Raw genomic sequence first — 13,062 nt, 5'->3', positions numbered from 1 at the left:
GATCGAGCCAAAATTAAACACCTTCCGGACAATCCCATTGTAGTGGGACCACTGTCCGGAACCTTCGGGGCGCTTCATGTCGATGGCGTGCAGAGCCAGCTCCGCCATCGGATAAACCCGCGCGTCCGACCAGGTGACGAGGCCCTTTCTCTCATCGAGCTCATGCAGCGGCCGGGTGAGCGCCAACGCCTTGACCCTCTCGCTGAAGCTCCGATCAGATGATCCACCTGATTCCACGACATCTTCCGTCACGGCAGAAACTGTAACTATCAGAGCCGAGCGCAGCATGGTCATCTTTACTTTTGGCATCCAGCACCTCATGGAATTTTGCTGAGTGAGCGTTTTATCCCATTTCTGCCGTCAGCTCCTGAGGCCGGTGTGACACCAGATGGGATTGATGCCTCTGTGAGTTGGCAAGCCGCTCGGCTATCCCCGGCCAGCCCTGGCGAGAAGCACCAAGATCGGCAATTTTGGATCAAACAGACTTAAGGTACATAGCGATACCTCGGCAATCCCAAGATCCCCTCAAGGCTACAGATACCTCTGTCGCCATGCTCCAGGACACTTCTCCTGGTCGCGAAAATCGCCATTTAATACCCACACAGGGATCAAACACCCACCCAATGCGTGCTTGACAGGTGATCGCGATGAGATGGTTGAGTCGGGTATGGGCGATAGGAGCATGCTCCTACCTATCCTTCGGGTTTGACCGATGAGCAGTGGGTGTTGATCGAGCCATTGCTGTCGCCCGAGGGGCGTTAGCAGGCCGCGTTGGCGTCCTGCCGTTCGCGGAGATGTTGGGCGCGACGCGCAACCACCAGCGGACGCCAACACTCGGCTGCGCCTCAACCCACAGGCCACTGGGATCAGTCTCGACTTCCCCCACCATGACGACTTCGCCCCGTTTCGCAACTCACTTCATCTTGGCACCGACGCTCTTGATCGTCACGCTGAGCCGGTCCTTTCCCGGCAACTCACAGTGGCTCGCATCACCCGGTTGACGACGGGATCCGTCTGGCAGACCAGGCTGGCGGTCTCCGCCTCGACCAACGAGACGGTCATCAGCCGTTTCCCGCCCACAGGCGTCGCCGTGGCTACGGCCGGGGACTTCGAGTTCCCGGTGACAACCGGGCCTGGTCGACCGTTCGGTCGACCACTACAACCAGCCAGCAACATGCCCCGGCACAGAAAGCGACCACCCCGAAGACTCGATCTTCAAGACCCGACACAACTCCCAGACGGCATGGAAACCGGCCAAAGATACCAGGGTGTGCTCACCAGCTCCACACGCCCATATGGCCGCTGACGGACCCCATACCAGGCCAGGAAGTCAGCAAAGTCACCATTGCTCTGTATAAAGTGCATTGGGTCTTCTAGAGACTCAGAACGAGCCAGGTGAGGAAGCCGACAGAATCCAAATCCTTTCCCAGGAGGAGTGAATGCAGACCGATGGGGAGCTCGAACCTCAACCCGTGGGACCCTCCGCGAACGTAGACCCCCTGGCGTCGGGCAACGGTTTCCGGCCGCGCAAGAGTCGAAGCAAGAGGCCTATCGACCCCCTGCCGGTGCTGGCCGCCTGGCAAGAGGTCACCGGGACCACACTGAACGAGCAGCATCGGGTCGAATTCCTGAGTCGGCCCGCGACCTCGGTGCTGGCCGATCAGCCTCTGAACGTCCTCCAAGAGGCAGGGCAGCGGCTCTGGCAGAGACGGGGTCGGCTCGACTTGCTGACATGGGTGCTCGAAGCCGATTGGCCGGGCCTACCGGATGTGACGGTCCGTGCCGCTGACCTTGTCACCTCTTCATCCGAGGCCGGTCTGGAATTGCGCGAACTAGTCGCTGCGGCGCTCTCCGGTCTGCGCCTGGCCCGAGACCGACGGGTTCTGGCCGCCCGGCTGGGGCTGGATGAGAGGGAGTCCTGGCGAACCTTGCAGGAGATCGGCGAGGAGTTGGGCGTCTCAAGGGAGCGGATCAGGACTCTGCAGGACAGAGCGCTGGAGACTCTGGGAACCAAGCGCAGTGTCGCTGTTCCGCGAGCCGGGGACTACTGCCGTCAGATGTTGGACGACCTGCTGACGGAGATCGACTCCAAGCATCGGGGCCGACGAGTCGAACTCTTGCTGGATGCGGCCGAGTCGGCCTTTCCCCAGGTGCCGCCCGGTCTGGCCGTCTCCGCCTTGGTGCGCTTGGCCGGCCGCGGCAAGAACGCGGGGAAGCAGGCGAAGTCTGAAGTATCCGACCTGATCAAGACCCGGAAGCAAGAACAGAAACGCGTTGACCGGGAGAAGGCCGCCCTGCAGCGAGCCGATGGCCGGGTGGTCGCGATCCTCGGCCACGTCGAATGGTCCGGCTACCGGGTAAGCGCCGAGACCATCGAGGGCTTCGTCCCACAGCGGACCGCCACCGAGGGACGTTGGTACTCCGGCAAGCTCGCCAGGGAGGTCTCCTATGACTCCGGATTGGAACTCTCCGTCATGCAGCTACTGGATCGATGCAGCCAGGTGGTCCAGTACTGCGAGCAGCCACTCACCGTCGAGTACGAAATAGACGGCAAGACCTACCCGTACTACCCAGACCTGCTCCTGCTGACCGACACCGGCGATGTGATTCTGGTGGAGATCAAACCGCTCGTCGACATGGGCTTTTTTGCCAACCGGGTGAAGTGGGACGCAGCGAGGCGGGAGTGCGCCCGCAGAGGATGGGGCTTCCTGGCGACCGACGGCTACCGAAGCTTCGCGACCGTCGCCGGGTTCCAGGTGCCGGACGAGATCCGGGACCGCTTCCGGCAGCGGCTGCAACAGGGCACCATGTACTGGCCAGACATCCGTTCCCTGCGAGGCGACCAGGAGCAGCGGTACCTCACCCTGCCAGCACTGGTGATCCAAGAGGGGTGGGATCTTCGCCGAGGCCCCTACCGACTATCTCTGGGGAGCTGAATCGGGAGCAGGCGAACCCCCACAAGCATCAGCGAGAGCCGGCCATAAACAGCCAGGTAACGATGCCACGGCCAGACGGATCGACGCACCGATCCGCCTGGCCGTCCAAGTTGCGCGGCCTAGAGCGCTTAGCTTCGGTTCAAGGTTCGTGGTGTCGCTGGCCGGATCAACGCGGACGAAGAGGTCTTGGCCATCAGCGCTGCGGACCAGCAGGTCTTCTCGGCCGTAGGGCCCGCCACGGCCCCCAGGACTGCGCCTGCCGGTCCCACGGCAAGAAGTCCAGGCCAACCCCCTACCAATCCTTCGGCGACGCCGACGGTCGGTGTCAACCACGCCGTTCGGTCGCCTCGGGTACGTCGTCCGGCAATGCCGGCTCCCTCTCGTCACGATCGCTGATCCGGGTCCGATCGTTAGGATGAAGGCGGCGAACTCGGGGTGCCAGGGCTGACGTCTGCCAGACCACTCACACCGGTCATTCCCCATGTGTTCCCAAACCTGGCTGGAGAAGACGAAAGGCGGGGTCTCAGGGAGACTCCCGCCGCAGGTCAGGCTACTTGCTGGGGTACCAGGACTCGAACCTAGAATAACTGAACCAGAATCAGTCGTGTTGCCGATTACACCATACCCCAAGGCGCTTCGGGTCTTTCCCTTTCGGGTTGTTCCCTGGCGACTTCGAGAAGCTTACAGGACTTCCGCGGCACTAGCCAAAACGATTGCCCGAAGCGCCGGAGCGGTGGTCGGGCGGGGTCAGTCGCGGGGGACGACGCGGTTGCGGAGTTCGCCGATGCCCTCGATCTGGACGCTCACCATGTCGCCGATCTGCAGGGGGCCGACGCCCTCGGGGGTGCCGGTGAGGATGACGTCGCCGGGGAGGAGCGTCATCACCTCGCTGACGTGGGCGATGAGGCGGGGGATGTCGTGGATCATGGCGGAGGTGCGGGAGACCTGGCGGACCTCGCCGTTGACGAGGGTCTCGATGCCCAGGTCGGACGGGTCGAGGACGGTCTCGATCCAGGGGCCCAGGGGGCAGAAGGTGTCGAAGCCCTTGGCCCTGGTCCACTGGCCGTCCTTGCGCTGCAGGTCGCGGGCGGTCACGTCGTTGGCGCAGGTGTAGCCGAAGACGACCTCGTGGGCGCGGGAGACGGGCACCTCGCGGCACAGGCGGCCGATGACGACGGCGAGCTCGCCCTCGTAGTCGACGCGCTGGGAGAGCTTCTCGGGGTAGCGGATCACGTCGTTCGGGCCGGCCACGGCCGTGGAGGGCTTCATGAAGAACAGCGGTTCCTCGGGCGCCTCCGAACCCATCTCGCGGGCGTGCTCGGCGTAGTTCCTGCCGATCGCGATCACCTTGCTGGGCAGGATCGGCGCCAGCAGGCGCACCTCCTCCAGCGGGTGCCTCGCCCCCGTGAAGCGGATCTCGCCCAGGAACGGGTGGCCCGAGACCTCCGCGATCTCCTCGCCTTCGACGACCCCGAAGGACACTTCCTCACCTGCGGAAAACCTTGCGATACGCACGATCTCAGCCTCTCACACCGGCGCCGCGCACTCAGAAGCCGCAGGCCGCGCCGTTCACGGTGCAGCCCTGCGGCCGGGACGGCGTCCCCGAGCCGCCGAACCGCACGCTCACCCACGCGCCCGCCGCGACCGGCGTGCTGTCCCCGTTCCCGGTGACGACGACCGTCCCGTCCTCCCGCGTCCGGAAGTCGCCGCCCCACACGTTCCGGATCACGGCCCCCGGATAGGTGAAGGACACCGTCCAGGCGGGCAGCGGCGCGCCCGTGGCGTTGACGAACCGCACCTCGCCCTCGAAGTACCCCTCCGCCGTCTCGACCGTCCGGTACGTCACCTCGATCCCCTGCGGCGTCCTCCCGGACAGCACCGGCCCGCTCCCCACGGCCCCCGGATCAGGCCCCGCGGGATCCACCGCGTCCGCGGGGCTCCCCGGGCCCACCGGATTCCCCTGTCCCGCGCGATTCCCGGGATCCGTGGAATCCGCCGGCTTCGCAGGATCTCCCGTGCCGGGATCCGGCTCCGCGCCATCTTCCGGGACCGCCTGCCGCGGCGCGTCCGGCCCGTTCCCGGGCCCCGCCCCCGGCTGTGCGGCCGCCGGAGCCGACGCGGTCTGCCGGACCCTCCCGTCGCTTCCGGACGGCCACACCGCCACCGCCACCAGCGCCACGACCAGCGCGCCCGCCAGCACGACCGCCGCCAGCAGGGCCACCCTCCGCCGGTGCGCGCCCCCGTCCTCGGAGACCGCGACGGGCCGTTCCGTGAACGCCGCGTCCACCACGGGCTGCGGCCCCGTGACCTCCCCCGCCCCCACCGCGCCCCCCGGCGCCTCGACGGGCTCCCGTGACGCGGGGGCGACCGGTTTCGGAGCGCCGAACATCACATCGGGCAGCGGCCGGGACGACAGGGTGAGCGGCGTGGGCGTCCACTGCTCCTCCGACGGCCCCCCGTCCCGAGGCCGCCGTACGAAACCCGCCTGCTCTTCCTCCGCGTCCAAGACGTTCCCCTCCACCGGCACGAACGATCACTCGGTTCGGACGTCGCGATCACGCCTCCGGTTCACCCCCACCGGTGACCCCGGGTGATCCGCTCCGGACCGACCGCGGCCGCTCCGCGCACTCCGCTCGTCCACAGCCCCTCTTCCCCCACCCGTCCCGCTGACACAGGAACCTCCGCGGCCATCGAACGCATCGGTGGCCGCCGACGGCCGAGCGGGGCGGGGCGAAGGTCATCTTCCTCGGTGTCCCAGTACCGTGGGAGGTCCGAGACCGACCTGATCGACGTCAGGTCCTGATGGAGGAGGCGGTAACGATTTCGGTCGTGAAGATCAACGCGCTGACCGTGCCCGAGGGCATGGGGCCCGAGCTGGAGAAGCGCTTCGCCGCCCGCGCCGGGCTGGTCGAGGGCTCGGAGGGCTTCGAGGGGTTCGAGCTGCTGCGGCCCACGGACGGCACCGACAGGTACCTGGTGTACACCCGGTGGAGCAGCGAGGAGGCGTTCCAGGCCTGGACCAAGAGCCAGGCCTTCTCCCAGGGGCACGCCAAGGCCGCCGCGGACGCCCAGCAGAACGCCGGGCAGGGCGCCGGGCACGGGCACGGCCACGGGCACGGCGGGCCCGCCGCCTCCGGGGCGGAGCTGTGGGGCTTCGAGGTGATCCAGAAGGTCGAGCCCAAGTAGGCGGCGAGGGCAAGGGCCCGCTCCCGCATGGCGGGGAGCGGGCCCTTGTCACGCGCGCAGGCCGTCGAACTCCAGGTGGCGTTCCAGGTACTCCAGCACGTACGGGCAGCGGGGCACGACCTTCAGGCCGCGGGCGCGGATGTCCTCCAGCGCGCCGCGGACCAGCGCGCCGCCCAGGTTGTGGCCCTCGAACCCGGCGGAGATCTCCGTCGTCCAGAAGACGAGGTGGTCGTCCCGGCGGGTGTAGGTGGAGAAGCCCGCCAGGGCGCCCTCGTCGGTGAAGATCTCGTACCGGGACTCGGCCGGGTTGTCGGTGATTCGAGGCATCACCCCTGGTCTACCCGGTCAGGACGGGTCGTATCCGGCGCGCAGCAGGCTGTAGGTGACCGCCTCCTCCAGGGCCTGCCAGGACGCGGCGATGACGTTCTCGCCGACGCCGACGGTGCCCCACTCGGCCTTGCCGTCGGAGGAGTCGATGAGCACCCGGGTGATCGCGTCGGTGCCGTGCGAGCCCTCCAGGATGCGGACCTTGAAGTCCACCAGCTCCAGGTTGGCCAGCTCGGGGTAGAGGCGCTCCAGCGCCACCCGCAGCGCGGTGTCCAGCGCGTTGACCGGGCCGTTGCCCTCGCCGGTGGCGATGATCCGCTCGCCCTTGGCGTGCACCTTGACGGTCGCCTCGCTGATCTGCGTGCCGTCGGGGCGCTGCTCGGCGATGACCCGCCAGGACTCGACGGTGAAGTAGGACGTGCGGGCGCCCGCGAGCTCCTCGCGCAGCAGCAGCTCGAAGGAGGCGTCGGCGGCCTCGAAGGTGTAGCCCTGGGACTCCAGGTCCTTGACCCGGGAGACGACCTCGGCGGCCTTCTCCCCGGACAGGTCGTAGCCCAGCTCCCTGCCCTTGAGCTCCACCGAGGCCCGGCCGGACATGGACGAGACCAGCATGCGCATGTCGTTGCCCACGACCATCGGGTCGATGTGCTGGTACAGGTCGGGGTCGACCTTGATCGCCGAGGCGTGCAGGCCGGCCTTGTGCGCGAAGGCCGAGTGGCCGACGTAGGGGGTCTGCGAGCTGAGCGTCACGTTGGTGACCTCGGAGACGGCGTGCGCGATCCGGGTCATCTCCGCGAGCTGCTCGTCGCCGACGAGCTGCATGCCGCGCTTGAGCTGGAGGTTGCCGATGACGGTGAAGAGGTTCGCGTTGCCCGACCGCTCGCCGTAGCCGTTGGCGCAGCCCTGGACGTGCGTGGCGCCCGCCCGCACCGCGGCCAGCGAGTTGGCGACCGCGCAGCCGGAGTCGTCGTGGCAGTGGATGCCGACCCGGGCGCCGAGGTCGACGACCTCGTGCACGACGTCGGCGAGCTCGTCGGGGAGCATCCCGCCGTTGGTGTCGCACAGCGCGACGACGTCGGCCCCGGCCTCGGCGGCGGCCCGGACGACCTCCAGCGCGTAGGCGCGGTTGGCCTTGAACCCGTCGAAGAAGTGCTCGGCGTCGACGAAAACGCGCTGGCCCTCCGCGCGAAGGTGGGAGACGGTGTCGCGGATCATCGCGAGGTTCTCTTCCAGCGTCGTGCGGAGGGCCAGCTCCACGTGCCGGTCGTGGCTTTTGGCCACCAGGGTGACGACCGGGGCACGTGATTCGCGCAGGGCGGCCACCTGAGGATCGTCGGCGGCCTTCAGACCGGCCCGGCGGGTCGCGCCGAACGCGGCCAGCTGCGCGTGCTTGAGGTCGAGTTCGGTGCGGGCGAGCCGGAAGAACTCGGTGTCCTTGGGGTTGGCGCCGGGCCATCCGCCTTCGATGAAGCCCACGCCCAGCGAGTCCAGGTGCCGGGCGAGGACCAGCTTGTCCTGAACGCTGAGGTTCAGGCCCTCCTGCTGGGACCCGTCCCGCAGGGTCGTGTCGTAGACGTGGAAACCGTCGCTCATGGAGATGCCCCTTCGCGAAGAGCCCGGCGAAACAAAAAGACCCCTCACGGACGTGAGAGGTCTGCGCGCCGGCGATGCCCTTTAGCCGACGCGCCGTCTGATAATGATCAGGCCGGTGCTCATAACAGAGTCAGTGTGCCACAGCTGTGACACTCCCGTCACACGGCCGTCACGTGATCTGGGTCACCGGGGCCCCCTCGGACACCGGAGGTTCCGGGAGCACGCCGAGGGCACGGGCCCGGCCGCGGACGGCCGGACCCGGGTGCCCGGAGCGCGGCTCTCAGGCCAGCCGGGTGATCCAGCCGTACGGGTCGGGGCGCCGGCCGTACTGGATGCCGACCAGCTCCTCGCGCAGCCGCATGGTGACGGGGCCGCCCTCTTCGGAGATGGTGAACTCGCCCTCCTCGCCCTTGACCCGGCCGACCGGGGTGATCACGGCCGCGGTGCCGCAGGCGAAGACCTCGGTGAGCGCGCCGGAGGCCACGTCGTCACGCCACTGCTCGACGCTGATCGGCTCCTCGGAGACCGGGACGCCGAGCTCGGGGGCGAGCTTGAGCAGCGAGTCGCGGGTGATGCCCGGCAGGATGGTGCCGGCGGTCGGCGGGGTGACCACGCGCGCGTCGGGGCCGGTGCCGTAGACGAAGAAGAGGTTCATGCCGCCCATCTCCTCCACCCAGCGGTGCTCGGCGGCGTCCAGCCAGACGACCTGGTCGCAGCCCTTGGCGACGGCCTCCTGCTGGGCGACGAACGCCGCGGCGTAGTTGCCGCCGCACTTGGCGAACCCGGTGCCGCCGGGGGCCGCGCGGGTGTAGTCCCGCGACAGCCAGACCGAGACCGGCTTGATCGCGCCCGAGAAGTAGGAGGCCGACGGCGAGGCGATCACGCAGAAGAGGTACTTGGTGGAGGGGTAGTTGACGCCCATGCCGGTCTCGGTGGCGATGATGAACGGCCGCAGGTAGAGGCTGTGGCCCTCGCGGGTGGGCACCCAGTCGCGGTCGGCGTCGACCAGCAGCTCCAGCGCCTTCACGAAGGTCTCCTCGGGCAGCCGGGGCATGGCCATCCGGTCGCAGGAGGTGTTGAAGCGCGCCGCGTTGGCCTGGGGGCGGAAGCTGACGATCGAGCCGTCGGGCTGGCGGTAGGCCTTGAGCCCCTCGAAGAGCTCCTGGGCGTAGTGGAAGACCTTGGTGGCGGGGTCGAGGGAGAGCGGACCGTAGGAGCGCAGCTTCGCGTCATGCCAGCCCCGGTCGGCGTCCCACTCGATGGTGATCATGTGCTCGGTGAAGACCTGCCCGAAGCCGGGGTCGGCCAGCAGGGCCTCCCGCTCCTGGGCGGACTTGCGCTGCTCGGCGAGCTGGATCTCGAACTCGATCATGTCTGTACCTCTCCCGGATCACCGGTAAAGACCCTACCGGCTTCTCTCCATTGTGTGCTCTGAATCACGTTGGGGCGACGCGGCGCACACAAAAAAACGGGCACGCCGCGTCGGTTCGCGGCGCGCCCGTCACTCACCGGGTGGCTGCCGCCTACCCGGCTACTCGCTTGGCTATGTCGTCGCCGACCTGCTGGGTCGAGCGCGGGCCGGTGCGCTCGGTGAGGTCCTCGCCGACCGCCTTCTCGATCTTGCGCGCGGCCTCGGGCAGGCCGAGGTGGTCCAGCAGCATGGCGACCGACAGGATGGTGGCCGTCGGGTCGGCCTTGGCCTGCCCGGCGATGTCGGGGGCGCTGCCGTGGACCGGCTCGAACATCGACGGCACCGAGCGGTCGGGGTTGACGTTGCCGGAGGCGGCCAGGCCGATGCCGCCGGCGATCGCCGCGCCGATGTCGGTGATGATGTCGCCGAACAGGTTGTCGGTGACCACGACGTCGAACCGCTGCGGGTTGTTCACGAAGAACATCGTGGCGGCGTCGACGTGCACGTAGTCGGTGGCGACGTCGGGGAACTCGGCGGCGACCTTCTTCAGGGTCCGCTGCCACAGGTCGCCGGCGAAGGTCAGCACGTTGTCCTTGTGGACGAGCGTGAGCTTCCTGCGCGGGCGGGTGGCGGCGATCTGGAAGGCGTACCGGATGACGCGCTCGGCGCCGAAGGCGGTGTTGACGCTCTCCTGGGTGGCGACCTCGTGCGGGGTGCCCTTGCGCAGCACGCCGCCGACCCCGGTGTAGGGGCCCTCGGTGCCCTCCCGGACGACGATCATGTCGATGTCTTCGGGCGTGACGTCGGCCAGCGGGGACTTCACGCCGGGGAGCAGCTTGACCGGACGCAGGTTCACGTAGTGGTCGAGCTCGAAGCGCAGGCGCAGCAGCAGACCGCGCTCCAGCGTCCCGGAGGGGACGGTCGGGTCGCCGATGGCGCCCAGCAGGATGGCCTCCTGCCCGCGGATCTCCTCGATCACGGACTCGGGCAGCACCTCGCCGGTGCGGTGCCAGCGCGCGGCGCCCAGGTCGTAGGCGGTCTTCTCGATCGTCAGATCGTACTGACCTGCGATCACGTCAAGGACTTTGAGACCCTCGGCCACGACCTCGGGGCCGATACCGTCACCTGCGATGACGCCGAGTCGGATGTTGCGGGAAGCCATGGGGGCATCGTAGTGCATGTGTCTCACACACCGGGCATCCATCTCACATACCAGGACGGAAGCCCGGTGGATCACGGTCCGGGCGCCAGCAGCACGGCCAGCCGCTCGGGTCCGGAGACCCCGAGCTTGGCGCAGATCTCCACCAGCTGGTCGGCGACCGTGCGGACCGGCAGCGACATCAGCCGGGAGATCTCCGCCTCGGGCGCTCCCCCGGCGACCAGCTCGGCGATCTCGTACTGGATCCGGGTGAGGTCGGGCACCGCGGCGGTGCGCAGTGCCGGGGTGCGCACCTGGTCGCAGCGCTGCACCATCACCCAGGCCCGGGTGCCGGCCGCGGCCGCCTGCTGCTTGTCCCAGTGCACCTCGGCGGCCTGGGCGGCGGCCTCGGCGGCGTGCAGGGTCATGCCGAGCCCCTCGAACTCCAGCGACACCCCGATCAGCCCGGACCAGTCGCCGGCCGCGGCGGCCTCGGCGTGCCGGGCGCACAGGGCGGCCAGATCGCCCTCAGCGTCCTCGGCGAGCCGGCACAGCCGGTCGACGACGACGCCCGCCGCGCCCAGGCGCACCACGTCGTGCAGCGCCGCCACCGCGTACGGGCGCAGCTCCAGTGCCTCGGCGGCGGCCGCGGCGTCGAGCAGCCCGTGCACCGCGGCGCCGACCGCGCCCTGGGCGACCAGCAGCCACGGCCGGGCCAGCGCCACCGGGAACCACAGCGCCCGCAGGGTGGGCAGGGCCCGCCGGTCGGCCTCGGCCAGCGCGTCGCGGGCGGTGGCCAGGTCCCCGGCGAGGGCGGCGGCGTGGGCGAGCTCGCCCAGGCACGGCCCGGCGAACAGCGAGTGGCCGCGGTTCAGCAGGCGGGCGCCGTCCCAGCCCTCGCGCAGCGCCGCCTGGATCAGGCCGCGGGCCTGCAGCAGCCGCGCCTGCGCGGCGGCGTGCGCGACCGGGTCGGCGGCGGGCGCGCCCTCCTCCCCGGCGGCGTCGGGGTCGCCGACCGACAGCCACACCCCGGCGCGGGCGAACTCCAGCAGGGGCGCGCACTCGGGCGCCCGGGGAAGCCAGTCGTCCAGCTCGCGCAGCCCGGCGCGGACCTTGTCCAGCGCGGCGGAGGCCTGGCCGGTCAGCGCGGCGGTGACGGCCTGGACGGCGGCGATCCGCGCGTCGGACGACGGCTGGGCGCCGCCGGTCGAGGCGGCGTCGTCGGCGAGGTCCAGCGCCGGGCGGCAGTCGGCCCGGTGCAGGGCGAACTCGGCGCGCTGCGCCAGGATCCGGCGGCGCTCGGCGGGCCGCGAGACCGTCTCCAGCGCGATGCCCAGCACCCTGTCGGCGTCCTCGGCGCGGCCCAGCCCGTAGGCGAGGTTGGCGGCCCTGGCCCGGGCGAAGGTGGCGCGGGCCCGGTCCTCGGGCCGGCGCGGCGCCGTGGCCAGCAGCTCCTCGGCCTCCTCGGCGCGGCCGAGCGCGGCCAGCAGCGCCGCCTGGGCCAGCGCCTCCTCCAGGGAGGCGGCCTTCTCTCCGGTGCGCGCGGGCGGGTCCTGCCAGTGGCCGCCGGCGAGCGCCCCGGTGGACCGGCCGACGCGCACCAGCTCGTACAGCAGCCGCAGGTCGCCCTGCGCGGCCTCGGCCAGGTAGGCGGCGGTCGGCTCGTCGACCTCCTCGAACAAGGTCACGTCGGTGAGCGGGGCCAGCACCACCGGGACGGGGGTGAGCGCGGCCAGCGGCTCGGGCAGGCACTCCCCCGCCGCCAGCAGCCGCATCCGGCCGGTCCCGGTCAGCGCGTGCAGCAGGAGCGCCGAGCGCTCGTCGAGCTCGTGCACGTCATCGGCCACCAGGAGGAACTCGCCGGGCCCGGCCTTGGCCAGGACCGCCTCCACCGCGGCCGCCGCCTCCCGCGCCTGGGAACGGACCGGCAGCAGGTGGGCGAAGGCGCCGAACGGCACGGCGGGCGCCTGCCCGGCACGCGCCTCCACGACGGGCAGGCCGCCGGCGTGCCGGAGCGCCACCTCGGCGAGCAGCCGGCTCTTGCCCGAGCCGGGGGCGCCGCTGACCAGCACCCCGGGTGCCTTCCGGTCTCCGAGCGCGGTCTCGATGGCGGCCGCCTCGGCGTCCCGCCCTGCGAAAGGCCAAGCCGTTCCCACACCAGGAGCGTAGATTCCCCACCGCGTCACGACCAGCCCTCAACTTTCCGCTGTCTCTTGGGGTCCGCGCCCCGCACCGGCACCGACGGCTTCGGATCTTCTGACGCCCGTCCCGCGGCGGCGGTTCGGAATTCCCGACCTTAGGGCTTGCAACTCTCCTTTTCGATCACCGACAAACCCCGCGGCGTACTCCCAGACCAGCTCATCGCCCTGGCTTTCCCCAGGTCAGGGCTTTTCCTGGTCCCGCCGCCGGCCCGGCCCCCGGCCATGGCGCCGCCCGCCGCCCAGACCGACCGCATTTCCCCCTCGGGGTAT

General features: G+C 69.8%; 10 protein-coding genes and 1 tRNA gene. 2 read left to right on the top strand and 9 right to left on the bottom strand.

Annotation, left to right across the window (positions count from 1 at the left end):
- Positions 1 to 252 (bottom strand): hypothetical protein (locus ABD140_RS34030; protein WP_344245988.1); only part of this gene is annotated, 252 nt, incomplete at its 3' end.
- 1,187 nt (positions 253 to 1,439) lie between these two features.
- Here ABD140_RS34030 and ABD140_RS34025 point away from each other — a divergent pair.
- On the top strand, positions 1,440 to 2,936 hold the full coding sequence (locus tag ABD140_RS34025) for a TnsA endonuclease N-terminal domain-containing protein (RefSeq protein ID WP_344245986.1): 1,497 nt from the start codon (positions 1,440 to 1,442) through the stop codon (positions 2,934 to 2,936).
- Positions 2,937 to 3,493: 557 nt separating this feature from the next.
- On the opposite strand, the gene ABD140_RS34020 is transcribed toward ABD140_RS34025, so the two are convergent.
- The 3 genes from ABD140_RS34020 to ABD140_RS34010 form a co-directional block, all read right to left on the bottom strand.
- A tRNA-Gln gene (locus ABD140_RS34020) sits at positions 3,494 to 3,565 on the bottom strand.
- 118 nt (positions 3,566 to 3,683) lie between these two features.
- On the bottom strand, positions 3,684 to 4,451 hold the full coding sequence (locus ABD140_RS34015) for a fumarylacetoacetate hydrolase family protein (protein WP_344245984.1): 768 nt from the start codon (positions 4,449 to 4,451) through the stop codon (positions 3,684 to 3,686).
- 31 nt (positions 4,452 to 4,482) lie between these two features.
- Positions 4,483 to 5,442, bottom strand: coding sequence for a cellulose binding domain-containing protein (locus ABD140_RS34010; protein WP_344245982.1), 960 nt, complete (start codon positions 5,440 to 5,442; stop codon positions 4,483 to 4,485).
- A gap of 314 nt (positions 5,443 to 5,756) precedes the next feature.
- Here ABD140_RS34010 and ABD140_RS34005 point away from each other — a divergent pair, with 314 nt between their 5' ends.
- Positions 5,757 to 6,122 (top strand): antibiotic biosynthesis monooxygenase family protein, encoded by a 366-nt coding sequence (locus ABD140_RS34005; RefSeq protein WP_344245992.1) that lies wholly within the window; start codon positions 5,757 to 5,759, stop codon positions 6,120 to 6,122.
- 48 nt (positions 6,123 to 6,170) lie between these two features.
- Here the strand turns inward: ABD140_RS34005 and ABD140_RS34000 are convergent, their stop codons facing one another.
- The 5 genes from ABD140_RS34000 to ABD140_RS33980 all read right to left on the bottom strand — a co-directional run bounded on the left by ABD140_RS34000 (position 6,171) and on the right by ABD140_RS33980 (position 12,747).
- On the bottom strand, positions 6,171 to 6,449 hold the full coding sequence (locus ABD140_RS34000; protein WP_344245980.1) for a GNAT family N-acetyltransferase: 279 nt from the start codon (positions 6,447 to 6,449) through the stop codon (positions 6,171 to 6,173).
- A gap of 18 nt (positions 6,450 to 6,467) precedes the next feature.
- Positions 6,468 to 8,042, bottom strand: a complete 1,575-nt coding sequence (cimA, locus tag ABD140_RS33995) for a citramalate synthase (protein WP_344245978.1) — start codon at positions 8,040 to 8,042, stop codon at positions 6,468 to 6,470.
- A gap of 280 nt (positions 8,043 to 8,322) precedes the next feature.
- Positions 8,323 to 9,414, bottom strand: coding sequence for a branched-chain amino acid aminotransferase (locus ABD140_RS33990; RefSeq protein WP_344245976.1), 1,092 nt, complete (start codon positions 9,412 to 9,414; stop codon positions 8,323 to 8,325).
- A gap of 151 nt (positions 9,415 to 9,565) precedes the next feature.
- Complete coding sequence (locus ABD140_RS33985) at positions 9,566 to 10,615, bottom strand: 3-isopropylmalate dehydrogenase (protein WP_344245974.1); 1,050 nt, start codon at positions 10,613 to 10,615, stop codon at positions 9,566 to 9,568.
- A gap of 71 nt (positions 10,616 to 10,686) precedes the next feature.
- Positions 10,687 to 12,747: an AAA family ATPase gene (locus tag ABD140_RS33980; RefSeq protein ID WP_344245972.1), complete on the bottom strand. Its 2,061-nt coding sequence runs from the start codon at positions 12,745 to 12,747 to the stop codon at positions 10,687 to 10,689.
- Between the last annotated feature and the right edge of the window lie 315 nt (positions 12,748 to 13,062).

The organism is Actinocorallia libanotica (assembly GCF_039525175.1).
Taxonomy (GTDB): domain Bacteria; phylum Actinomycetota; class Actinomycetes; order Streptosporangiales; family Streptosporangiaceae; genus Actinocorallia; species Actinocorallia libanotica.
This window is presented reverse-complemented; position numbering and strand designations above follow the sequence as displayed.

What these genes read in the sequence shown, in the direction of transcription:
- ABD140_RS34025 (WP_344245986.1), top strand. Translation starts at nt 1,440, where the DNA reads ATGCAGACCGATGGGGAGCTCGAACCTCAACCCGTGGGACCCTCCGCG.
- ABD140_RS33990 (WP_344245976.1), bottom strand. Translation starts at nt 9,414, where the DNA reads ATGATCGAGTTCGAGATCCAGCTCGCCGAGCAGCGCAAGTCCGCCCAG.
- cimA (WP_344245978.1), bottom strand. Translation starts at nt 8,042, where the DNA reads ATGAGCGACGGTTTCCACGTCTACGACACGACCCTGCGGGACGGGTCC.
- ABD140_RS34000 (WP_344245980.1), bottom strand. Translation starts at nt 6,449, where the DNA reads ATGCCTCGAATCACCGACAACCCGGCCGAGTCCCGGTACGAGATCTTC.
- ABD140_RS33985 (WP_344245974.1), bottom strand. Translation starts at nt 10,615, where the DNA reads ATGGCTTCCCGCAACATCCGACTCGGCGTCATCGCAGGTGACGGTATC.